Annotated in this window: 21 protein-coding genes and 2 riboswitches; of the genes, 7 read left to right on the top strand and 14 right to left on the bottom strand. The window is 68.3% G+C overall.

What is annotated here, in order from left to right; genetic code table 11:
• Positions 1–1,386, bottom strand: a complete 1,386-nt coding sequence (locus AC06G6_RS06045) for a glycine--tRNA ligase (protein WP_479827298.1) — start codon at positions 1,384–1,386, stop codon at positions 1–3.
• Positions 1,387–1,569: 183 nt separating this feature from the next.
• Positions 1,570–2,562: a DMT family transporter gene (locus AC06G6_RS06040; RefSeq protein ID WP_479827296.1), complete on the bottom strand. Its 993-nt coding sequence runs from the start codon at positions 2,560–2,562 to the stop codon at positions 1,570–1,572.
• 33 nt (positions 2,563–2,595) lie between these two features.
• Between AC06G6_RS06040 and AC06G6_RS06035 the strand changes: the two genes are divergently transcribed.
• Positions 2,596–2,832 (top strand): RNA-binding S4 domain-containing protein, encoded by a 237-nt coding sequence (locus AC06G6_RS06035; RefSeq protein WP_282380741.1) that lies wholly within the window; start codon positions 2,596–2,598, stop codon positions 2,830–2,832.
• Positions 2,833–2,905: 73 nt separating this feature from the next.
• Here the strand turns inward: AC06G6_RS06035 and AC06G6_RS06030 are convergent, their stop codons facing one another.
• Positions 2,906–3,556, bottom strand: coding sequence for an alpha/beta hydrolase (locus tag AC06G6_RS06030; protein ID WP_479827294.1), 651 nt, complete (start codon positions 3,554–3,556; stop codon positions 2,906–2,908).
• A 94-nt stretch (positions 3,557–3,650) separates the two neighbouring features.
• On the opposite strand from AC06G6_RS06030, the gene AC06G6_RS06025 reads away from it, so the two are divergent.
• Both AC06G6_RS06025 and AC06G6_RS06020 read left to right on the top strand, forming a co-directional pair.
• Positions 3,651–4,502 carry an SGNH/GDSL hydrolase family protein gene (locus AC06G6_RS06025; protein ID WP_479828556.1) on the top strand — a complete coding sequence of 284 codons (852 nt, stop codon included), beginning with the start codon at positions 3,651–3,653 and terminating at the stop codon, positions 4,500–4,502.
• A 149-nt stretch (positions 4,503–4,651) separates the two neighbouring features.
• On the top strand, positions 4,652–5,245 hold the full coding sequence (locus tag AC06G6_RS06020; protein WP_479827292.1) for a hypothetical protein: 594 nt from the start codon (positions 4,652–4,654) through the stop codon (positions 5,243–5,245).
• Between the two features lie 141 nt (positions 5,246–5,386).
• Here AC06G6_RS06020 and AC06G6_RS06015 read toward each other — a convergent pair whose 3' ends face one another.
• Positions 5,387–6,871 (bottom strand): CoA-acylating methylmalonate-semialdehyde dehydrogenase, encoded by a 1,485-nt coding sequence (locus tag AC06G6_RS06015; protein WP_479827290.1) that lies wholly within the window; start codon positions 6,869–6,871, stop codon positions 5,387–5,389.
• Positions 6,872–6,929: 58 nt separating this feature from the next.
• Positions 6,930–7,832 (bottom strand): 3-hydroxyisobutyrate dehydrogenase, encoded by a 903-nt coding sequence (gene mmsB, locus AC06G6_RS06010; protein ID WP_479827288.1) that lies wholly within the window; start codon positions 7,830–7,832, stop codon positions 6,930–6,932.
• A gap of 159 nt (positions 7,833–7,991) precedes the next feature.
• Between mmsB and AC06G6_RS06005 the strand changes: the two genes are divergently transcribed.
• On the top strand, positions 7,992–8,891 hold the full coding sequence (locus AC06G6_RS06005; RefSeq protein ID WP_479828555.1) for a LysR family transcriptional regulator: 900 nt from the start codon (positions 7,992–7,994) through the stop codon (positions 8,889–8,891).
• 106 nt (positions 8,892–8,997) lie between these two features.
• Here the strand turns inward: AC06G6_RS06005 and AC06G6_RS06000 are convergent, their stop codons facing one another.
• The 3 genes from AC06G6_RS06000 to AC06G6_RS05990 all read right to left on the bottom strand — a co-directional run bounded on the left by AC06G6_RS06000 (position 8,998) and on the right by AC06G6_RS05990 (position 13,419).
• On the bottom strand, positions 8,998–10,377 hold the full coding sequence (locus tag AC06G6_RS06000; RefSeq protein ID WP_479827286.1) for an MFS transporter: 1,380 nt from the start codon (positions 10,375–10,377) through the stop codon (positions 8,998–9,000).
• A gap of 246 nt (positions 10,378–10,623) precedes the next feature.
• Positions 10,624–11,727 (bottom strand): homoserine O-acetyltransferase MetX, encoded by a 1,104-nt coding sequence (gene metX, locus AC06G6_RS05995; protein WP_479828554.1) that lies wholly within the window; start codon positions 11,725–11,727, stop codon positions 10,624–10,626.
• A 110-nt stretch (positions 11,728–11,837) separates the two neighbouring features.
• A riboswitch (SAM riboswitch) is annotated at positions 11,838–11,953 on the bottom strand.
• A 149-nt stretch (positions 11,954–12,102) separates the two neighbouring features.
• Positions 12,103–13,419: a bifunctional o-acetylhomoserine/o-acetylserine sulfhydrylase gene (locus tag AC06G6_RS05990; RefSeq protein ID WP_479827284.1), complete on the bottom strand. Its 1,317-nt coding sequence runs from the start codon at positions 13,417–13,419 to the stop codon at positions 12,103–12,105.
• 64 nt (positions 13,420–13,483) lie between these two features.
• Positions 13,484–13,600, bottom strand: a riboswitch (SAM riboswitch).
• 204 nt (positions 13,601–13,804) lie between these two features.
• On the opposite strand from AC06G6_RS05990, the gene AC06G6_RS05985 reads away from it, so the two are divergent.
• Positions 13,805–14,443 carry a VOC family protein gene (locus AC06G6_RS05985; protein ID WP_307458797.1) on the top strand — a complete coding sequence of 213 codons (639 nt, stop codon included), beginning with the start codon at positions 13,805–13,807 and terminating at the stop codon, positions 14,441–14,443.
• A gap of 121 nt (positions 14,444–14,564) precedes the next feature.
• On the opposite strand, the gene AC06G6_RS05980 is transcribed toward AC06G6_RS05985, so the two are convergent.
• Positions 14,565–15,347: a CPBP family intramembrane glutamic endopeptidase gene (locus tag AC06G6_RS05980; protein ID WP_479827281.1), complete on the bottom strand. Its 783-nt coding sequence runs from the start codon at positions 15,345–15,347 to the stop codon at positions 14,565–14,567.
• Positions 15,348–15,411: 64 nt separating this feature from the next.
• Between AC06G6_RS05980 and AC06G6_RS05975 the strand changes: the two genes are divergently transcribed.
• A complete protein-coding gene (locus AC06G6_RS05975; RefSeq protein WP_479827279.1) occupies positions 15,412–16,092 on the top strand; it encodes a histidine phosphatase family protein in 681 nt (226 codons plus the stop codon).
• 34 nt (positions 16,093–16,126) lie between these two features.
• On the opposite strand, the gene AC06G6_RS05970 is transcribed toward AC06G6_RS05975, so the two are convergent.
• The 4 genes from AC06G6_RS05970 to tdh all read right to left on the bottom strand — a co-directional run bounded on the left by AC06G6_RS05970 (position 16,127) and on the right by tdh (position 20,858).
• Positions 16,127–17,335 carry an amidohydrolase family protein gene (locus tag AC06G6_RS05970; protein ID WP_479827277.1) on the bottom strand — a complete coding sequence of 403 codons (1,209 nt, stop codon included), beginning with the start codon at positions 17,333–17,335 and terminating at the stop codon, positions 16,127–16,129.
• 11 nt (positions 17,336–17,346) lie between these two features.
• Entirely contained in the window at positions 17,347–18,471 is a 1,125-nt protein-coding gene (locus AC06G6_RS05965) for an NAD(P)/FAD-dependent oxidoreductase (RefSeq protein WP_479827275.1), read from the bottom strand.
• A gap of 82 nt (positions 18,472–18,553) precedes the next feature.
• Positions 18,554–19,762: a glycine C-acetyltransferase gene (locus AC06G6_RS05960; protein WP_479827274.1), complete on the bottom strand. Its 1,209-nt coding sequence runs from the start codon at positions 19,760–19,762 to the stop codon at positions 18,554–18,556.
• A 49-nt stretch (positions 19,763–19,811) separates the two neighbouring features.
• A complete protein-coding gene (gene tdh, locus AC06G6_RS05955; RefSeq protein ID WP_479827272.1) occupies positions 19,812–20,858 on the bottom strand; it encodes an L-threonine 3-dehydrogenase in 1,047 nt (348 codons plus the stop codon).
• 160 nt (positions 20,859–21,018) lie between these two features.
• Between tdh and AC06G6_RS05950 the strand changes: the two genes are divergently transcribed.
• Positions 21,019–21,933 carry a LysR family transcriptional regulator gene (locus tag AC06G6_RS05950; protein ID WP_479827270.1) on the top strand — a complete coding sequence of 305 codons (915 nt, stop codon included), beginning with the start codon at positions 21,019–21,021 and terminating at the stop codon, positions 21,931–21,933.
• On the opposite strand, the gene AC06G6_RS05945 is transcribed toward AC06G6_RS05950, so the two are convergent.
• On the bottom strand, positions 21,930–22,373 hold the full coding sequence (locus AC06G6_RS05945) for a hypothetical protein (protein ID WP_479827268.1): 444 nt from the start codon (positions 22,371–22,373) through the stop codon (positions 21,930–21,932). The two genes, AC06G6_RS05950 and AC06G6_RS05945, sit on opposite strands and share 4 nt — an antisense overlap.
• Positions 22,374–22,543 lie beyond the last annotated feature (170 nt).

The raw sequence follows: 22,543 nt of genomic DNA, 5'->3' as shown, positions 1-22,543 counted from the left end.
TCAGGCGCCGATCAGCCGTGCGGCCAGGTAGCCCTCCACCTTGTCCAGGGACACGCGGTCCTGGCTCATGGTGTCGCGTTCGCGGATCGTGACCGCCTGGTCGTCCAGGGTCTCGAAGTCCACGGTGATGCAGAACGGGGTGCCGATCTCGTCCTGGCGGCGGTAGCGGCGGCCGATGGCGCCGGCGTCGTCGAACTCGATGTTCCAGCTCTTGCGCAGCTGGGCGGCGAGGTCCTTGGCCTTCGGGGACAGGTCCTCGTTGCGGCTCAGCGGCAGCACCGCGGCCTTGACCGGGGCCAGGCGCGGATCGAGCTTGAGCACGGTGCGGATGTCGACGCCGCCCTTGGCGTTGGGTGCCTCGTCCTCGGTGTACGCGTCGATCATAAACGCCATGAACGAGCGGGTGAGGCCGGCGGCGGGTTCGATCACGTAGGGGATGTAGCGCTCGTTGGTGGCCTGGTTGAAGTAGCTCAGGTCCTGGCCGGAGGCCTTGGAGTGCGTGGACAGGTCGAAGTCCGTGCGGTTGGCGACGCCCTCGAGCTCGCCCCACTCGGAGCCGTGGAACCCGAAGCGGTATTCGATGTCCGTGGTGCCCTTGGAGTAGTGGCTGAGCTTTTCCAGCGGGTGTTCGAAGAAGCGCAGGTTCTCTTCCCGGATGCCGAGGCCGGTGTACCAGGACATCCGCTCCTTCATCCAGTACTGGTGCCACTGCTCGTCGGTGCCGGGCTCGACGAAGAATTCCATTTCCATCTGCTCGAACTCACGGGTGCGGAAGATGAAGTTGCCCGGGGTGATCTCGTTGCGGAAGGACTTGCCGATCTGGCCGATCCCGAACGGGGGCTTTTTGCGCGAGGTGGTGAGCACGTTGGAAAAGTTGACGAAGATGCCCTGGGCCGTTTCGGGGCGCAGGTAGTGCAGGCCCTCTTCGCTGGCCACCGGGCCGAGGTAGGTCTTGAGCAGGCCGGAGAATTCCTGGGGTTCGGTCCATTCGCCGCGGGTGCCGCAGTTGGCGCAGGCGATGTCCTTGAGGCCGTTCTCGGCGGGACGGCCCTTCTTCTCCTCGAATTCTTCCTCGAGGTGGTCGGCGCGGTAGCGCTTGTGGCAGGAGAGGCACTCGACCAGCGGGTCGGAGAACACGTCGACGTGGCCGGACGCTTCCCAGACCTGGCGCGGCAGGATGACAGAGGAGTCCAGGCCGACGACGTCTTCGCGGCCGCGGACCACGGACTGCCACCACTGGCGCTTGATGTTTTCCTTCAGCTCGGCACCCAGGGGCCCGTAGTCCCAGGCAGAACGCGAGCCACCATAGATTTCACCGGCCTGGAATACGAAACCCCGGCGCTTGGCGAGGGAAATGATCTGGTCGAGGACGGATTTTGCTGCCATGGGAACTCCACTTTCTACAGGGCCGCTGGGTGCGGTCCGCGGTTTCAGCCCCGGAATCCCGGCTGGTTGCCGGACGGGGCACTACAAAACGCAAATTTTAGGCACGAACCCTGCACACGCACCAAGCCCACATCCCGGGACGGGTGCTGACTGTTGGCGGTGCAGGAAGCTGCGCCTCCTAGCCTACCGGCCTGTCGGCTCCCGGCGCCGCCGTACCAGGGCACCCCGGGGCCAGGGCAGGCTGGCGAGCACAATCGCGGCAAGGGTCAGCAGGGTCCCGAGCACGGTGGGCAGCGCCACCACGGTGCCGGGCGCCGGGAACGCCAAGTCCAGCCCCAGCGAGCCCAGCAGCTGGCCCGCGATCATGCCGAGTCCGGTCACCAGCACGCCCAGGCTGCGGACCAGCACGGCTCCGACGCCGATAAAGACACAGCCCATGGCCCCGCCCAGGTACAACCACCACTCCCCCGGCAGCGGGTTGCCCGGTCCCGCGACGGCGATCTTGACCAGCCAGGCGGCCCAAAGCATGACCGCGCCGGCGACGAAGTTCATTAGGGTCGCGGCGATGGGCGTGCCGTAATGCACGGCGGCGGTGCCGTTCATGGCCTGCTGGAAGCTCATCAGGAAGCCGGCAATCACGGGCAGGAGCACCGGAACCAGCAGCTCCGCCGCCTCTGGGCCGGCGCCGGAGAAGCGCGGTGATACCGCCCAGGCGACGGCAGCGACGGTCAGGATGCTGCCGATCACCCGGATGCCGGTGATGGATCTCCTGCCGGCCGGGCCGATGCCCATCCGGTCCACGAGGAGCCCGCTGAGGGTCTGCCCGGTCACGGTGGCGACGGTGAACAAGGCAACGCCCAGCAGACCCACCGTGAAGGACTGCGCGAAAACGAAGAACCCGCCGATGCAGCCGGCCAGGATGTAGTAGGGCGGGAACTTACGCTCCCGGACCGCCGGCAGGACCGACCGCAGCCCGGCGCGGCCGCGCGGCAGCGCCAGCGACACCACGATCATCAGCACCAGCCCGGTGGTGAAGCTCACCACCGCGGCGGCGATTCCGTCCGCGAGCGCCACGCCGAGCGCGCCGTTGATCCTGCCCTGCACGGGCATGAGCAGCCCCGCGGCCACGGCGAGGGGCAACCCGGCGAGGAACGGAAGCCGGGGCTGGTGCGTCATTGCTGCCACTTTCTGTCAGGCATCATTGCTTGTATGAGCAACCCGGAAATTGAAGAGATCCCCATCCGCGACGACATGATCCGGCTCGGCCAGCTGCTGAAGCTGGCCAGCCTGGTCGAGGACGGGGTGGAGGCTGCGGAACTGATCAAGAGCGGGCTCGTGAAGGTCAACGGTGAGATCGACGAGCGCCGCGGCCGCCAGCTCCACCACGGCGACACCGTCACCGTGAACAACCGGACCGTCCGGATCAGCACGCCCGCCGGGGCCTGACGCCGTCGCCCGACACCGTAGACTGACGCCGGGCGGCTGGACGCCGGACGGCCGGCCGCCCGGCGTCGTGCGTTTATTTGTTCAGCACCCCGTGGGTGAGGAACTCGGAGACGTGCCCGATTTCCTGCTGGTTGATGCCGTGCCACATCCCGGTGTAAAGCACCTTGGTGAGCTTCACGTGCTTGCGTACCCAGCCCATGGTGAAGTCGATCTTGTCCGGCGTGATCACCGGATCCTGCTGGTCGCGGCCCCAGAACATCGGCACCGTCCCGTCCAGTTCGGCGTCGTGGAAGCTGGGGTCACTTCCGGCGTCGACGGCAAAACCTGACAGCCCGACGACGGCGGCATAGTCCGCGGGCCGCCGCCGCAGCAGGGTGGTGGCCAGCGCCATGCCCATCGAGAAGCCCAGCAGCGTCACGGACGGGTGGTTCGGCCGGACCGAATCCAGCCAGTCCTCCACGTACGAGGCGGCCTCCTTGACCGCGTCCAGGGAATACTCCACCGATGCGGTCAGCGGGAACCAGGTGAATCCTGCACCGGACACCATCGGAGCGCGCACCGAGGCCACCGCAAATTCCTGCGGCAGCATGTCCGCCAGGCCCAGGAGATCCTCCTCGTTGGCCCCGTAGCCGTGCAGCAGGAGCAGGAGCGGCTTTCCCGCACGCTCCTCCTCGGGCTTGGACCATAGGACAACAGGGGCGGGGAAGGCAGCGGCTTGAGTCATGGCTCCATTCTTACAGTTACCCGCAGGTAACAACTTACGGTGGCGTAGCTTTGCAGGAAGAGTGCACGATAAGAAGGTGAGCGAAACCGAAGCCATGGAGAACTCTCCAGACAACGCCGTGACCCACCCCTGGACCCGCTATGTGGCCATGGGAGACTCCTTCACGGAAGGCATCGGCGATCCCGAACCGGCGAGTCCCGGGGGTTACCGCGGCTGGGCGGACCGGGTGGCCGAGGAACTGAGCCGCGGGCATGAGGGCTTTGCCTATGCCAACCTCGCCGTCCGGGGCCGGCTCCTGCAGCAGATCGTGGACCAGCAGCTGGCCCACTGCCTGTCCCTCCGGCCCGACCTGGTGACGCTGTCCGCCGGCGGGAACGATCTGATCCGCCCCGGCGGGGATCCGGATGCCCTGGCCGAGAAGCTGGACTCGGTGGTCCAGATCCTCAGCCTGGCCGGCGCCACGGTGGTCCTGTTCAACGGTCCCGACATCGGTTCGTCCGTGCTGGGCCGGGTGCGCAGCAAAGTGGCCATCTACAACGAGAACCTCCGCACCATCGCGGCCCGGCACGACGCCGTCATCGCGGACATGTGGTCCCTGCGGCAGCTGAACGATCCGCAAATGTGGGACGCGGACCGGCTCCACTTCTCGCCGCTGGGCCATCACACCATCGCGGCCATGGTCCTGGATTCCCTCAACGTCGAACACACCCTGGAACCGCTCTCCCCCAAGCCCCTGCCGCAACGCAGCTGGCGGCAGGCGCGCTCCGGGGATCTGGTCTGGGCGCGCGAATACTTCGTGCCCTGGGTGGTCCGCCGGCTCCGGCACCGTTCCTCCGGCGACGGCGTCACGGCCAAGCGGCCGCTCCCGGGCCCGGTCTTCGGCCCCGGAATGCCGCTCGGCTCGGGCGAGGGGCCGCCCGGCGCCGAAGAGCCCGTGCGCTCCTGACCGGGCCCCCGCCGGGCCGCCCGGGAGCGGGCGGCCCGGCGGCCGGGCACGCGTCCCGGGCACCACGGTCCGGGTGTGGGCGTTAAGCTGGAAGAACACTTCCTGAGAGGCCCGGTACCGTGAACAATCTGTTCTTATGGATCATCATTTTGTCATTCCTGATCCCGATGGCGATGCGCTATTACAAGAAGTCGATGCGCGGCCGGAACCAGAACCAGGGCATGCCCGGCGGCCCGGACCAGTTCGGGCAGTTCCCCGGCGACGCTCCCGGCCAGTACCCGGGGCAGCAGAACAAGCAGCCCCGGGACGGTTTTACCCAGCGTGACTACTACGGCGCCTTCGGCCAGCTCGGCGCTCCGCAGCAGCCCGCGCCGCCGGCCAACCAGCAGTACCCCGGCCAGCCCTACCCCAATCAGCAGTACCCCGGCCAGCCCTACCCCGGCCAGCAGGGCTACCAGCCCCCCGTCCCCTATGAGGACAGCCCGGATTACCCCGGCAACCAGCCCCAGCCCTTCCCGCAGCGGGACGCGCAGCAGTTCAACGCCTCGCAGTCCAACACCCCGCAGGCCAACACCTGGCAGCCCGACAGCCAGCAGCCGTCGGGCCCCGCGGTGCCCCCGCCGCCGTCGGCCCCGCAGGGCTTCCGGGCGCGCAAGCTCGCGGAACTGGACCAGCGGTACAGCGAGGGCGAGCTGTCCATGGAGGACTACATGGCCCAGCGCACGGAGATCATGAAGGGCTGACCCCCGCCACACAGCAACGCGGGGTCACCCTGCGCCCAGGATCCGGTACCGGACGGGCGCGGAGTGACCCCGCGTTGTTCTGTTTAAGGCGGGCCGGGACCGGCGGGCAGGACAGACTGACCCCGGGCCGGCCTGGCTGGTCTAGTCGACCTGCGGGAATCCGAGGTCGATCACCGAGGTGGACGGGTCCGGCCAGCGCGTGGTGACGACCTTGCCGCGGGTGTAGAAGCGGATGCTCTCCGGGCCGTACATGTGGGTGTCGCCGAAGAGCGAGTTCTTCCAGCCGCCGAAGGAGAAGGTTCCCACCGGCACCGGGATCGGGACGTTGACGCCCACCATGCCCGCCTCGACGTCGAACTCGAACTGCCGCGCGGCGCCGCCGTCGCGGGTGAAGATCGCCACGCCGTTGCCGAACTCGTTGTCGTTGACCAGCTTGACGGCGTCGGCGTAGGTCTCGACGCGGACCACGGACAGGACCGGGCCGAAGATCTCGTCGTCGTAGACCTTCATGCCGGGCTTGACATGGTCAATGAGGCTGACGCCGATGAAGAAGCCGTTGGAGTCGAACTTCTGCTCCCGGCCGTCCACCACCACGGTGGCGCCTTCCTGGGCCGCGCCGGCGACGTAGGAGGCGACCTTGGCGCGGTGCTCGGCGGTGATCAGCGGGCCCATCTGCGACGCCGGATCGGTCCCGGGGCCGATCTTCAGGGTGCCCATCCGGGTGGTGATGGCCCCGACCAGTTCGTCGGCGATGTTCCCGACGGCGACCAGGACGCTGACGGCCATGCAGCGCTCGCCGGCGGAGCCGTACGCGGCGGACACGGCGGCGTCGGCGGCCATGTTCAGGTCCGCGTCCGGCAGGACCACCATGTGGTTCTTGGCCCCGCCCAGGGCCTGCACGCGCTTGCCGTGGTCGGCGGCGCGCTTGTAGATGGACTGGGCGATCGGCGTCGAGCCGACGAAGCTGATGGCCTTGACGTCCGGGTGTTCGAGCAGCACGTCCACGGCCTCCTTGTCGCCGTGCACGACGTTGAGGACGCCGGCGGGCAGGCCTGCCTCGGCGAAGACCTGCGCGATGAAGATGGCCGAGGACGGGTCCTTTTCGCTGGGCTTGAGCAGCACGGTGTTGCCGCAGGCCAGGGCACTGCCGATCATCCACAGCGGCACCATGGCCGGGAAGTTGAACGGGGTGATGCAGGCGACCACGCCGACCGGCTGGCGCACGGAGTGGACGTCGACGCCGCTGGCCACCTGCTCGGAGCGCTCGCCCTTGAGGGCGTGGGACAGCCCGGTGGCGAACTCGATGTTCTCCAGGCCGCGGGTGATCTCGCCCTCGGCGTCGGAGAGGACCTTGCCGTGTTCGCTGGTCAGCAGGGCGGCGAGTTCGGGCCGACGCTGCATCAGCAGTTCGCGGACCTTGAAGAAGATGTTGGTGCGCTTGCCCAGGCTGGTGGCACGCCAGCCGGGCAGGGCGGCGCGAGCGGCCTGGATGGCCTCCTCGACGCGGGCGGCGGAGGCCAGGGCGACCTCTTTCTCCTGCTCGCCGGTGGCCGGGTTGAAGACGGGGCCGTAGCGCTCGGCGTCGGAAATCAGGGCGCCGTTGATGAAGTGCGGAATGCGTTCCATGGGGTGGTCTCTTTCGTGTGGTGCAGGTTCAGGGGGTGCGGCCGGCTGCGGGGCAGGGCTACTTGGAGGTGTCGAGGGTGCCGTCGACCAGCTTGACGATGGCGGAGCAGTCCATGCCGGCCTTGCCGGAGTCGATGAGGCGCTGGAAGAGCTGCTGGACGTGCTCGCCGATTTCCAGCGGGGTGCCGGTGTCCCGTGCCGCGCTGATCGCCAGTCCGATGTCCTTGTTGGCCAGCTCGGTGGTGAAGGTCGGGGCAAAATCGTTGTTGGAGGCCGCGGTGGGGACCACACCGGCGACCGGGTACCAGGTGCGCAGGGCCCAGCTGTCGCCGGAGGACACGGAGGCGATGTCCCAGAAGACCTGCTTGTCCAGTCCGAGCCGGTCGGCCAGCACTGCGCCTTCCGCGGTCGAGGCCAGGTTGATGAAGAGCATGAGGTTGTTGCAGATCTTCGCGGCCTGGCCGGTGGTGGCGCCGCCGGTGGGAATGATGTTCGCCGCCATCGGCTTGATGTATTCCGTGGCCTCGGCCACGGCACCTGCCTCGCCGCCGATCATGAAGGTCAGCGTGGCGGCCTTCGCGCCGCTCATTCCGCCGGAGACCGGGGCGTCGACGAAGCGGAAGCCGGCGGCAGCGGCGGCGTCGTGCAGGGCCTGGGCGGAGGCGATGTCGATCGTGGAGGAATCCACCAGCAGGGTGCGTGTGTCCGCGTGGGCCAGGACGCCGTCCTCGCCGAGGTAAACGGCGCGGGCGTGCTCGCCCTTGGGGAGCATCGAGAAGACGACGTCGGCGCCGTCGACCGCTTCGGCGATGCTTCCGGCGGGCTTGACGCCGCCGGCGACCGCGGCGGCAACGGCCTCGGCGTTCAGGTCGAACCCGCGGACGTCGTGGCCGGCCTTGACGAGGTTTACTGACATGGACCCGCCCATGTTCCCCAGTCCGATCCAAGCGATTACAGCCATGGCATAAGCTCCTTTGCTTTGCGTCGTGCACATGATCCGGCCAATCGCCGGACGTTCAGTGTCAAGCATCACACCCTGTTACAGTGCAATCAAGGGAAAAAACTACAGATGGTATGTGCATGGATGCACATACCTGAATCCAGAGGAGTTCTTGTGGACTTGCGGCGGCTTCCGAGTCCGGACGACCTGCTGATCCTGCTGACCGTGGCACGGCTGGGCAGGTTCAATGCGGTGGCGGAGACCCTCGGCACCACGCACACCACCATCTCCCGCCGGATCCTGGCACTGGACAAACAGCTCGGCGGGCGCACCCTGGAGCGGAGCCCGCACGGCTGGGAGCTGACGGACCTGGGCCAGGACGCCGTGGCGGCCGCCGAGGCCATCGAGGGCACGCTCGGTGCGCTCACGAACCGGATCGCGCACTCCGAGGACGTGCTCTCCGGACTGGTCCGGATCAGCACCCCGGACGGCTTCGGCGCCGAATTTGTCGCACCGGCGCTCGTCCGGCTGCAGCAGGGCCATCCGCAGCTCAACGTCGAAATGCTCAGCGCCACCCGCAAGGTCAGCCAGAACCGGTCCGGGGTGGATCTTGAGGTGGTGGTGGGCAACCTGGACGTCAGCAATGCGCAGACCATCTTCCTGTCCAACTACTTCCTCCGGCTCTACGCCAGCCCGCAGTACGCCCGCGAACACGGCCTGCCGGCGACGCTCGACGACGTCCGGCAGCACGGCTTCGTCTCCTATGTGGAGTCGGCGCTGCAGGTCGCCGAACTGGGCCACCGCTCCACCCAGCTTCCCGTGCCGCGCTCCAGCTTCCAGGCCACCAGCATCTTCGCCCAGCTGGAGGCTGTCCGGCGGGGCGCCGGGATCGGACTGCTGCCCAACTTCCTGGCGGTCGGCCACCCCGATTTCCTGCCGGTACTGCCGGACGACTTTCAGCGGCAGCTGCCGATCTGGGCGGTGGCCCGCGCGGAATCGCTGCGGTCGGCCCCGGTGCAGGCCGTGCTCGCAGCCGTCCGGACCGAAATTTCCGACCGCCAGGAGGTCCTGGCAGGCTGAGAGGTCCTGGCAGGCTGAGGCGTGCCAACGGCAACAGCCCGGCCCCCCCGTTGCGGGGACCGGGCTGTTGCTGATTTTCATAACTTTTCTAGCGGATACTTTGCCGTTACTTCTTGCTGGCAGCCAAGAGGTCCGCGGTGCCCTGGGCATCGGCGGCGTCGATGTCGTGCAGGGAGACGCCGCGGGTCTCCTTGAGGAAGAACACCGCCACCAGGGTGACCATGCAGGCGCCGAGCAGGTAGATGGCTACCGGGGTGGAGGACTTGAACTGGCCCAGCAGCGCCGCGGCGATGATCGGGGCCATCGAACCGGCCACGATCGAGGTGACCTGGTAGCCCAGGGAGACGCCGGAGTAGCGCATCCGGGTCGGGAACATCTCAGCCATGATGGCCGGCTGGCCGGCGTACATCAGGGCGTGGAAGAGGAGGCCGATCGTGATGGCTGCGAGGATGATGAGGTCGTTCTTGGTGTCCATCATCGGGAAGGCGAAGAAGCCCCAGGTGCCGCCGAGGATGGCGCCGGCCATGTAGACCGGCCTGCGGCCGAAGTGGTCCGACATGCGGCCGACCATCGGCACCACGGCGAAGTGGATTGCGTGCGCCACGAGCAGGAGCAGCAGGATCCGGGACGTGTCCGTCTGGACGATGACCTTCAGGTACGTGATGGAGAAGGTGACCACGAGGTAGTAGAGAATATTCTCCGCGAACCGCAGGCCCATGGCGGTGAAGACGCCGCGCGGGTAGCGACGGAACACTTCGGCGACGCCGTAGCCCTTGTTCTCGACGGCGACTTCCTTCTGTGCCTCCAGGAAGATCGGGGCATCCGTGACCTTGGTCCGGATGTAGTAGCCGACCAGGACGATCACGGCGGAGAGCCAGAAGGCCACGCGCCAGCCCCAGCTGAGGAAGTCGGCGGAGGACAGCGTGGAGGACAGCGTGAACAGCACGCCGGTGGCGAGCAGGTTGCCCAGCGGAACGGCGGACTGCGGCCACGAGGCCCAGAAGCCGCGGGACTTGCTCGGGCTGTGCTCGGCGACGAGGAGGACTGCGCCGCCCCATTCACCGCCGACGGCGAAGCCCTGGGCGAAGCGCAGGAACACGAGGAGGGCCGGGGCCCAGTACCCGATCTGCTGGAAGGTCGGGAGGCAGCCCATCAGGAAGGTGGAGACACCGACCAGGATGATGCTGAGCTGGAGCAGCTGCTTGCGGCCGAACTTGTCGCCGAAGTGGCCAAAGACGATGCCGCCGATCGGGCGGGCAACGAAACCAACGGCGTAGGTCAGGAAGGCGGCGATGATGCCGTCCAGTTCCGTGCCGGAGTTGGGGAAAAAGATCTTGCCGAACACAAGGGTGGCGGCCGAGGCGTAGAGGAAGAACTCATACCATTCGACAACGGTGCCGGCCATGGAGGCCGTTACTACCTTCTTCAGTCCGGACGACTTGACGTCTTCCTCTTCCGGGCGCCTGGCGGCGTTTTGTGTACTCATTTCGACTCCTTCGGTGTCTCCGTCGACACCCTATGGACCTCTGGGCAATGGACGCGGCGTGATTTGTGACACGCGGCATCATTCTCAATGAGTATGGGCGCTCCCGCCCTGAGCCTCAACGGCCATTAGTGCAGAGCGTATCTGCAAAATTGCACAGTTGGTCTCTTCTTCCCGCGCTTTCGTCCACGGATTCGCGCAGGAGATCGGCACGGCCGTCGTGCCGCGCAGAAAGACAGGCCGAAGGACCTAGCCGAAGAAGTGCCGCCGAAGCTGGCTGTTGAGCTGGCCGATCTCGGTCAGGAAACCGTCGTGCCCGATCGGCGCCTCGATGGTGTGGACGGCGACGTCGCCCGGCAGGGCAGCGGCGAGCGCGTGGGACTGGGCCGGGAAATACAGCCGGTCCGAGTCGACGGCCGCCAGCAGGAACTCCGCCGTGGCCGGAGCCAGGGCCTCGGCGAGGGCGCCGCGGCCCCGGCTGATGTCATGGCTCATGAGCGCTTCGGTGATGGCGATGTAACTGTTCGCATCGAAGCGGCGGACAAGTTTGTTGCCCTGGTGGTCGAGGTAGCTCTCCACCTGGTAACGGCCGCGCCCGGCGAGGGATCCGGCTTCCAGCGGCGCCTCGGCGTCCTGGGCGTTCCGGCCGAAGCGTCCGTCCAGCTCCGCGGCCGAGCGGTAGGTGATGTGCGCAATCCGCCGGGCCAGGGCCAGGCCCGCTTCCGGCTCCGGCCCTCCGTAGTAGTCCCCGCCGTTGAAGTGGGGGTCCTGCCGGATGGCGAGGGTCTGCGCCTGGGCGAAAGCAATCTGTTCGGCGGTGCTGCTGGCGCCGACCGAAATCACGGCGCAGCGCCGGACCCGGTCCGGGTAACTGACGGCCCATTCCAGCGCGCGCGCCCCGCCCAGGGAACCGCCGAGCACGGCGTACCAGCTCCGGATGCCCAGGGCGTCGGCGAGCCTGGCTTCGGCCTCGGTCGTGTCCCGCAGCGTGACGAGCGGGAACCGCGAGCCCCAGGGCTTTCCGTCGGGTGCCGGCGTCGAGGGTCCCGTGGAGCCGTAGCAGCCGCCGAGGATGTTGATCGAGACGACGAAGTACCTGTCCGTGTCCACCGGGGCACCGGGGCCGGCGAGCTGCTCCCACCACCCCGGCTCCTCGCTGGCGCCGCGCGTGACGTGGGTGTCCCCCGTCAGCGCGTGCTCGATCAGCACGGCATTGGAGCGGTCCGCGTTGAGGGTCCCCCAGGTCTCGTAGCCGAGGGTGACGTCCGGCAGCCGGGCACCGGACTCGAGCTCGAGGTCGCCGATCCGGAGATACCGGACGGTTCCGTCCGGGGCAGCCCCGTCCGGGACCATTCCGACCGGGACAACCCCGTCTGGCGCCGTGTCCCCCGGGGCATCCGGGTGGGAGGTCTTGCTTACAGGTACACCCTGGCGGGTGACGGCAATCGTCATGTGAGGACCTAACTTCGCGCTTGCCCGCCGTCAGCTGACCGGCAGGCCAGGTCTTCACCCGGGGCACCCCGCCGCAAAAGGAGGGTTGCCGGCCAGCAAGCCGGGGCTGTCGCTGGCACTCATGACCTGCACTGAGTCTACGAAATGCGGCGGCCCGGTGGCGAAGATTGTGACGAACTTATGACTCGCCGCGTTCTTTTCCGCGTTTATCCGGGCCCCGGCGCCCGGACGCCGGGGGCCGGACGCCGGGGGCCGGACGCCGGGGGCCGGGGGTGCTCAGGCGGTTTTGGCCGCGCGGAATCCGGCGTCGAGGTCGGCGAGGATGTCATCGATGTGCTCCAGGCCCACGGAGAGCCGGACGAGGCCGGGGTTTACCCCGGCGACGGTCTGCTGTTCCGGGGACAGCTGGCTGTGGGTGGTCGACGCCGGGTGGATGACCAGCGAGCGCACGTCGCCGATGTTGGCCACGTGCGAGTGCAGCTCGAGGGCGTCGACGAAGCGCTTGCCCGCCTCCGCTCCCCCGGCGATGTTGAAGGCGACGACGGCGCCGGTCCCCTTCGGGCCGTACTTGCGCCCGCGCTCGTACCAGGGGCTGGACGGCAGCCCCGCGTAGGCGACCGATTCGACGTCGTCCCGGGCCTCGAGCCATTCCGCCACCTTGCTGGCGTTGGCGACGTGCCGCTCCACGCGCAGGCTCAGGGTCTCGAGGCCCTGGGCGATGAGGAAGGCGTTGAACGGGGAGACTGCCGAGCCGAGGTCGCGCAGCAGCTGGACGCGCGCCTTGAGGATGTAGGAGAGGTTGGCGCCGAGGGCGCCGTCCTTGCCGAGGTCCCGGGCGTAGACCAGGCCGTTGTAGGTGGGATCCGGGGTGTTGAAGCCGGGGAAGCGCTCCGGGTCCCGGCCGAAGTCGAAGTTGCCGGAATCCACGATCACGCCCGCGATCGCGGTCCCGTGGCCGCCGAGGTACTTGGTGGCGGAGTGCACGACAATGTCCGCCCCCCATTCGATCGGCCGGATCAGGTACGGGGTGGAGAGCGTGTTGTCCACGATCAGCGGGACGCCGGCCTCGTGAGCCACCTGCGAGATGCCCTCGATGTCCAGCACGTCCTGGCGTGGGTTGGAGACCACTTCGCCGAAGAACAGCTTGGTGTTGGGCTGCACGGCGTCGCGCCACTGGGCCAGGTTGTCCGGGTCCTCGACGAACGTCACGGAGATGCCGAACTTCTTCAGGGTGTGCGCCAGCAGGTTGTATGTGCCGCCGTACAGGCTGGGGCTGGCCACCACGTGGTCGCCGGCCTCGGCGACGTTCAGGATCGCGAAGGTCTCAGCGGCCTGCCCGGAGCTCAGCAGCAGCGCAGCGAGTCCGCCCTCCAGGCTGGCCACCCGCTGTTCCACGGCATCCTGGGTGGGATTGCCGATCCGGGTGTAGATGGGGGCGAGTTCGGCGAGGGCGAAGCGGTTGGCGGCGCTTTCGGCACTGGGGAAGACAAACGACGTCGTCTGGTAGATCGGCAGCGACCGGGCGCCGGTGGCGCTGTCCGGCTCCTGGCCGGCGTGGATCTGGCGGGTTTCGAAGGACCAGGCACTGGACATCGGGACACTCCTTAGGGGACCGGGCACAGGCTGCACCGGAGCCCCTGGGCCCGGGTCAACACTGGAGCCGCGCTTGCCTTCCGGCGGGTGCCGGACGGCCAGGTCTTCACCCGGGGCACCCCACCGCGTGACGAGGGTTGCCGGCCAGCAAGCCGGGGCTGTAGTGCTGGCACTCATGACCTGAGCCCAGTCTAGGAACCGGTTCCGGGCTCTGGATAGCTTTGTGACGAAGATGAAGTTGCGCTCCAGGAGGGGTCCGGATGGCCCTTCCGTTCCGCCCGGTGATAGGGGATAGTGCCCCGCGGAGACCCCCCAAAAATGACATCCCACCACGGTTAGGAGAGCCTAAGCTGAGAGGGGCATCACAAAGTGTCAAGATGAGGGCATGCGCATGGATCACGTCTCTTACGCCTGTGAACAAGATGGCCTCGCTGCCACCACCGAACGAATTGCGTCTGCCCTCGGCGTCGAAGCCGTGAAGGGCGGAGTACATCCCAGATTCGGGACCCGCAACATGATCATCCCGCTAGCGGGACACAAATATGTCGAGGTCGTGGAGGTCCTGAACCACCCCGCCTCCGACAAGGCCCCCTTCGGCCAGGCCGTCCGTGCCCGGTCCGAAGCAGGCGGCGGCTGGATGGGCTGGTGCGTCGAAGTTGACGACCTCGCCCCGTTCGAGGAGCGGCTCGGCCGCGCCGCCGTCAACGGCAACCGCAAGTTCCCGGACGGCCGCGAACTGGTCTGGAAGCAGATCGGCATCCTGGGGCTCATCGCCGACCCCCAGGTCCCGTACATGCTCAAGTGGGAAGGCGATCCAGACCTCCACCCGTCGAAGGCCTACGAGAGCAACGTCAAGATGTCCGCCCTCACGATCGCCGGCTCGGCAGAGCGTGTCACCGAATGGCTCGGTGTCCCGGTCGAGAAGCCGCTGGAAGACGTGGCCGTGAACTGGCTCGCTCCCCGCGGGACACCCGGCATCCTCTCCGTTACGTTCGAGACGGCCTCCGGAGCCGTCACCATCTAACGCTTCACCGCCCCACACTTCGGCCGCCATCAGCGGGTGCCAATGACGTCACCCACCGATGGCGGCCGAAACTTTAACGCCCGCCCTTGGGCCGGGGCCCCGTTTCTAGGGCAAGGCAGGCTCAGCCGAGGCCGATGGACTTGCCGAAGAGGCTGAAGCCGACGAAGGCGACGACGTCCAGCACGGCGTGCGCGATCACCAGCGGCATCAGGCGCCGGGTTTTGGTGTAGACCAGCGCGAAGATGACGCCCATGATGGCGTTGCCAATGAACGGACCGAAGCCCTGGTAGAGGTGGTAGCTGCCGCGCAGCATCGAACTGGCAAAGATCGCCAGCGGCAGGCTCCAGCCGAGCTTGGGGAGCCGGTCCAGCAGGTAGCCCACGACGATCACTTCCTCCACGATCCCGTGCCGGATCGCGGAGAGGACCAGCACCGGCACGGTCCACCAGTAGGAATCCAGCGCGCTGGGGATGATCGCCGTCGTGATGCCCATCGCCCGGCCCGCGGCGTACAGGCCCAGGGACGGGATGCCGATCAGCGCCGCCAGGCCGAATCCCTGCAGCAGGTCCCTGCCGGGGCGCGCGAAATTGAGGCCGAGCTTCTGGAACGCCGTGGTGCCGCGGCTGCCGCCTCCGGACAGGCCGGATGTCCGGTGGTCAGTGAGGAAATAGAGCGCCAGGACCACCGGCACCAGGGCGAAGAGGATATCCAGCAGCTGGTAGGTCAGATCGAAGTACTCGCGGCTGCTTTGCGACCGGTTCAGGGTGGAGGTGCCCTCCGCCAGCGGCGCCCGCGTCATCTTGTCCAGCAACTGGACCACCGAGTACACGGCGGACTGCCCCAGGGACAGGCCCAGGACGATCCAGACTTCTAGCCGCAGGCGGCGGCGGGAGGGAACCAGCATGTTCCTATCTTGCCCGGTCTTGGCTTGCCCGGCTTACCCTGCGTTGCCGCCTATGCTGGGGTTTATGAGTGCGCCCGGGAAAATCATCATGATCCGGCACGGCCAGTCCGCCGCCAACGCCGACACCTCGATCTACAACCGGGTGCCCGATTACCGGATTCCGTTGACCGAGCTCGGTGTGGAGCAGGCCCGGGCGGCCGGCGAGCAGGTCCGGCGTCTGCTGGACGGCCGCCCGGTGTGCGTGTACGTCTCCCCGTACCTGCGGGCCTACCAGACCCTGGAGGCGCTCAACCTCGGTCCGCTGGTGGAGCGGGTGATCGAGGAGCCGCGGCTCCGGGAGCAGGACTGGGCCAACTTCCAGATCGCCGGGGAGATCGAGGACCAGAAGGAACTCCGGAACGCGTACGGCCACTTCTTCTACCGCTTCCGGGAAGGCGAGTCCGGCTCGGATGTCTATGACCGGATCTCCTCCTTTATGGAGACCCTGTACCGGCACTGGTCCAAGCCGAGCTACGCCCCCAACGCGCTGTTTGTCACCCACGGGCTCACCATGCGGCTGTTCTGCATGCGCTGGTTCCACTGGTCGGTGGAGTACTTCGAGTCGCTCAACAACCCGGACAACGCCGAGGTCCGCACCCTGTACCGCACCGGGGAGGGCAAGTACGAGCTGGACAAGCCGTTCAGCCAGTGGGAGGACCGGCGCGTCGATGAGACGGTGCTGGACGCCCCGCCGATGTTCTTCTAGCCGCCGCGGCTCTCTCCGGAAACCGGGCGGTCACCTAGCGGGCGCGGACCCCCGCACGCCAGACGGCCTGGGTGAGCGGCATGCCCGGCCGGTAGGCCAGGTGGGTGGCGGACGGGGCGTTGAGCAGGTGCAGGTCCGCGCGGTGCCCGACGGCGATCGAGCCGACGGCGCGTCCGCCGTCGACGTCGGTCCCGGACTCCCGGCCGAGGGCCAGCGCCCCGCCGTACGTCGCGGCACGCACCGCCTCGTGGACGCTGAGGCCCATCTGGAGCACGGCGGTGGTGACGCAGAACGCCATCGAGCTCGTATAGGAGGTGCCCGGGTTGCAGTTGGAGGCCAGCGCGAGCTGCACACCGGCGTCGAGCAGTTCCCGGCCCGGCGCCAGCGGCTGGCGGGTGGACAGATCGCAGGCCGGCAGGCACGTCGCCACCGTGCCGCGACCAGTTCCTGCGTCCCGGTCCCAGCCGGACCAGCTGGCCGCGAGGGCGTCGACGTCGGCGGCGGACAGGTAGTTCACGTGGTCCACGCTCGCCGCGCCGAATTCCACCGCGAGCCGCACCCCGGGACCAACGCCCAGCTGGTTGCCGTGCACCCGTAGGCCCAGACCGGCGTCCTTGCAGGCCTGGAGCACGCGCCGGGACTGGTCCTCGTCGAAGGCGCCGCGCTCGCAGAAGACATCGGCCCAGCGCACGAACGGCCGGACGGCGGAGAGCATGGGGCCGCAGACGAGGTCCGTGTACTCCTCGGCGTCCATCCCGGCGGGCACCAGGTGCGCGCCGAGGTAGGTGACCTCGTCCACGACGGTGGAGGCGATCCGGGCGCTGCGGGCCTCATTGTCGATGTCCAGGCCGTAACCGGTCTTGGTTTCCAGGTACGTGGTGCCCTGCGAGACGGCCTCTGCCACCCGGCCCAGCGCGAGCCGGGTGAGGTCGAAGTCGCCCGTGGCCCGGGTGGCGCCGGTGGTCACGGCGATCCCGCCGGCGCTGTAGCTCTCCCCCGCCATCCGGGCCTCGAACTCGGCGGTCCGGTCCCCGGCGAAGATCAGGTGGGTGTGCGAATCGACCCAGCCCGGCAGCAGGGCACGGCCGCCGGCGTCGACGGCCTCGTCGGCGGCCGGTGCGTCCGCCGCCTGCCCCAGCCAGGCAATCCGTTCGCCCTCGATCAGCACCGCCGCGTTCTTCAGGACCCGGTGCTCCGGGTCCTGGGTCATCAGCTCGGCGATGTTGGTGATCAGGGTGCTCATGAGTCCATTCTTCAGCGCCGGATGGACCAGCGCGTCGCCGCCAGCGCTTCCACTGTCCGGGATGCCGGACCCGGGGCCGTGCTGCCGCCTGCGGCAGAGGCGGCGCCCTGGCCGGCGAGGATCAGCCCGGCGGCGAGTTCGGCGATGCCGGAGGAGGTCTGGAGGCCGTAGCCGCCCTGGCCGGCGAGCCAGAAGAACCCGGGGGCCTCGGCGTCGAACCCGACGACCGGGACGCCGTCGGCCGCTTCCGTCCGCAGCCCGGTCCAGGCCTGGCGGACGCCGCGGATGCCCAGGGTGGTGATGGTGTTGAGCCGGGCGATGAGCCGTTCGATGTCCCCCGGGTGCGGCTGCGCGTCCTCGGGCCCGCTCGGTTCGTGTTCCGAGGGCGAGATCAGGACCTGGTCGCCGTCGCGGCGGAAGTAGAAGGAGTCGTCGGCGGCGGCCACCATGGGGCTGCTTTCCGGGAGGGGGTGTTCGACGTCGACGATCGCCGCGGTGCGCCGGTACGGCTGCAGCTGGACCTTCTCGACGCCGCTGAGGACGGCGAGTTCGTCGGCCCAGGCGCCGGCGGCGTTGACCACAACGGCGGCCTGGAAGCCCTCCTGTCCGGCGCCGAGTTCCCAGCCCGAACCCAGGCGCTGGGCAGAGTGGACGCGGGCGCCGGTGATGATGTCCACCCCGTTGGCTTCCGCATGCCGGCGGAGGTCCTCGAGCAGCAGGGGCGCGTTGCAGGCGAAGGAGCCGGTGTCCAGGCCGGCGGCGGAGAAGGAGTCCGGGACCAGGGCCGGGCAGAGTTCCAGGGCCTCGGCGTGGCTGATCGGCTGCATGTGGCCGCTGGCCTGCTCCCGGACGGTGGCGTCGTCGCCGATCAGCATGAAGCTGCGCGGCGAGAGCACCGGTTCGGGCCGGTGGGCGTCCTGGGCGGCGATCAGTTCGAGCGTGCGGAGGGTGAGCTCCTGCACCACGGGAGGGCCGTAGCTGGGGATCAGCTGCCGGGCCGAGCGCGAGGAGGCGTGGTACGCCAGGGTCTGCTCGGCTTCCACCAGCGCGACGCTGCACTTTCCGGCAAGGGCTGAGGCAAGGGACAGGCCGGCGATACCGCCGCCGACAATCACGACATCGTAATTAGCTGACATGGGTCCATCCTTGCAGACGGAACGGTTGCGGCGCCGTTTGTGGCGCCGCAACCCCGGTTCCGCTTTGGCTATGAAGCCCCGCTCAGCCGGCGACGGCGGCGCGGCTGCGCACGAAGGCCTGCACGCAGGCCTCCACGTCCTCGGCGCTGTGCGCGGCGGAGAGCTGGACGCGGATCCGGGCCGCGCCCTTGGGAACCACGGGGTAGCTGAACGCCGTGACGAAGACGCCGTTGTGCAGCATCGCGTCGGCCACCTTAGCGGCCATCACGGCGTCGCCGAACATGACGGGGACAATGGCGTGCTCGCCCGGGAGCAGCTCGAAGCCCTCCTCGGACATCCGGTTCCGGAACAGCGCGGCGTTGGCGAAGAGCTTGCTGCGCAGTTCGCCGGAGCTCTCCACGAGGTCCAGGGCCTTGAGCGTCGCCGCGACGATGGCCGGGGCCAGCGAGTTGGAGAACAGGTAGGGGCGGGCCTTCTGGCGGAGCATCGCGACGACTTCGCTGCGGCCGGAGACGTAGCCGCCGGAGGCGCCGCCCAGGGCCTTGCCGAAGGTGCCGGTGTAGATGTCCACGCGGTCCGAGACGCCGGCGTGTTCCGGGGTGCCGGCACCGCTGGCGCCCATGAAGCCCACGGCGTGCGAGTCGTCCACCATGACCATGGCGTCGTACTTTTCCGCGAGGTCGCAGATTGCCTCGAGCGGGGCCAGGAAGCCGTCCATCGAGAAGACGCCGTCCGTGACGATGATCTTGCGGCGGGCCGGGTTCTCCTGGGTGGTGGCCTCGATCAGCTTCGATTCAAGGTCCGCCATGTCCTGGTTGGCGTAGCGGAAGCGCTGGGCCTTGCAGAGCCGGATGCCGTCGATGATCGAGGCATGGTTCAGCGCGTCGGAGATGACGGCGTCTTCCGGGCCGAAGAGCGATTCGAACACGCCGCCGTTGGCGTCGAAGCAGCTGGAGAACAGGATGGTGTCCTCGGTGCCGAGGAACTTGGAGACGCGCGCCTCGAGGGCCAGGTGGAGGTCCTGGGTGCCGCAGATGAACCGGACGCTGGCCATGCCGAAGCCGCGGTCGTCCATCGCGGTCTTGGCGGCGGCGATGATCTCCGGGTGGTCCGCGAGGCCCAGGTAGTTGTTGGCGCAGAAGTTCAGCACGTCCGCGCTGGACTCGCCGATCTGCCCGGCCTTGATGTGGTTGGCCTGCGGCGAGTCGATGTGCCGCTCGGTCTTGAACAGGCCGGCGCTGCGGATCTCGTCCAGCTCGTGCTGCAACTGGTCCTTGATGGCTGAATACATGGGTTGTGCTCCTCAGCTGGTGGGGTCGGTGGGCCGAATCGGGGGCGGGTTAGAAGCAGGTCCAGTCGAGGACCACTTTGCCGCCCACGCCGGCGCGGGCGATCTCGAAGCCCTTTTCCCAGTCGGTGGCGGGAAGGGTGTCCGTCACGACGGCGGAGATGTTGGCGTGCAGGACCGGGTTGGAGGAGAGCATGGCGCTCATCGCGTACCAGGTCTCGAACATTTCGCGGCCGTAGATGCCCTTCATGGTGAGCATATGCGTGACCACTTTGCCCCAGTCGATGTCGATCGACTGGCTGGGCAGTCCCAGCATCGCGATCCGGCCGCCGTGGTTCATGTTGTCGATCATCTCAGGCAGCGCCGTGGGGTGTCCCGACATTTCCATTCCGATGTCGAATCCCTCGCGCATGCCCAGTTCGCGCTGGGCGTCCTTGACGCGCATCTTCGAGACGTCGATCGCCAGGTCGACGCCGAGTCTGCGGGCCAGTTCCAGCCGCGGGGCGGAGACGTCGGTGATCGCGATCTTGCGGGCGCCGGCGTGGCGGGCGACGGCGATGGCCATCAGTCCGATGGGCCCGGCACCGGTGATCAGCACGTCCTCCCCGACGAGGGGGAAGCTGAGCGCGGTGTGGACGGCGTTGCCGAAAGGGTCGAAGATGGCGCCGAGTTCCGGCGTCACGGACGGGTCCTGGTGGACCCACACGTTGGTTTCGGGGATCACGACGTACTCGGCGAAGGCGCCGTCGCGCTGGACGCCGACGCTGACGGTGTTGATGCACATCTGCCTGCGGCCGGCGCGGCAGTTGCGGCAGATCCCGCAGACGATGTGGCCCTCGCCGGAGACGCGGTCGCCGGTCTTGACGTCCAGGACGTCCTCGCCGGTCTCGACGACCTCGCCGTAGAACTCGTGGCCGGCGATCAGGGGGGCGTTGATGATGCCCTGCGCCCACGCGTCCCACGACTGGATGTGCAGGTCGGTGCCGCAGATCCCCGTGGTCATGACGCGGATCTTGACGTCGCCGGGCCCGGTTTCGGGTTCGGGACGGTCCACGAGTTCGAAGCCTGCGTGGGCGCCGGCCTTGTAGAGAGCCTTCATGGGCCTTCCTGACTGTGCCCTCGTCAGGCACGGGTAGATCCGCTGCCCGGGGCAGCTCGTGTGGGTCAACTCACCCCATTAGAGCCGCTGCAAAGCGTTAGCACAACCGTATTTTTCTCAATCGACGATTTAGCTCTCCCTTGCGCATAGACTGGGCGGCATGGAAATCCACCAGCTGGAGATGCTCCGCGAACTCGGGGCCCTCGGGAGCGTCAAGGCCGTCGCCGAAACCCTGCTCGTCACACCCTCGGCGGTCTCGCAGCAGCTGGCCGCCCTGCAGAAATCCGTGGACGTGCCGCTGACCCGCAAGGAGGGCCGGAACCTGGTCCTGACCGAGGCCGGGCAGGTCCTCGCGGACGCCGGGGCCGCCGTCGTCAGCGCCATGGCGGACGCGCGGACGGCGATCGGCGCCTACCACGGCTCGCCGGTGGCGCCGGTGACCCTGAGCGGGTTCCACAGCGCGGGCCAGGCCCTGTTCGCCACGCTCGCCCGGCTGCTGGCCGGGCCGGGGCAGCCGCGGATCCTGCTCTCGGACGAGGACGTCGCCCAGCAGGACTTCCCCGCGCTGACTGCCCGGTATGACCTGGTGCTCGCGCACCGGATGGACCACAGCGCGGCCTGGCCCGGGGAGCGGGTGGCGGTGATTCCGCTCGCGCACGAGCCGCTGGATGTCGCGCTGCCGGCCGGGCACCGGCTGGCCGGGCAGCGGGCGGTGACGGCGGACGACGTCGTCGGGGAACCCTGGGTGACCAGCCGCACCGGCTACTCCCCCGCGGACGTGCTCTCCGCCGTCGCGGCCGTCTCCAGCCGGGAACTGAACATCGTGCACCGGATCAACGACTACTCCACGGTCGCGGCGCTGGTGGCGACCGGGAACGTGGTCGGGCTGCTGCCGCGGTATACGGCGCGGCCGGTGCTGAATCCGGGCATTGTGCTGCGGCCGCTCGAGGGCATCAGCACCAGGCGCCGGATCGACATTCTGGCCCGCCCGGAGAACCTTAAACGCAGATCGGTCATGATGGTCTGCGAAGCGCTGCAGACCATCATGACCGAACTGGTCACGGACCGGCCCTAGGGGGCCCGCCCCGCGGCCTTGTCCTTCCAGTGTCCGTTTCCGGGGTGCTTGCCTGCTCCGTTGCCCAGTCCCCTGCCCATTCCATTGCCCGGCCCCAGAACGTCCGGAGCTCCGGCGGCAATACGCCCGGCAGTGCTGCCGGACCCGTCTTTGACGCCTTTGATCCGCACCTGTTCCCCGGCCCTGAGGTCCGCTGCGGTGGCGGCGGCGGGCTTGAGCCGTTTGCCCTTGCTGTCTCTCGGGATGGTCCCGTCAGTTGCAGGAGCGGGCAGTTTCGTGATTTTTGTTCCGGCGTTGATGGCGTAGGTCTGGCTAAAGCCGTCCTCGCTCTTGACGGTGATCGACGTACTGCTCACGGCCTCGATGACGCCCTGCTGGGTCAGCCGGGTCTCGAATCCGCCGTCGCCTTTTTTGACCACGCTTTCGCCGTGCAGTGGCATGGCACGGTCCTTCTTCCGGGCCTGCCCTTCTGCGGGCGGATTACCGGGTGGCTGGGCCGCTGGCGTCGTGGGGCTGGTTAGCGGGGTCACGGACTGCGCGGTGCCGGCCCAGACTGCCGCCGCCCCTGCCCCGCTGAGGGCGACGACGATTCCGCCCGTCAGTACAACAC

The sequence above is a fragment of the Arthrobacter sp. CJL-S3 genome (assembly GCF_056711635.1).
This window is presented reverse-complemented; position numbering and strand designations above follow the sequence as displayed.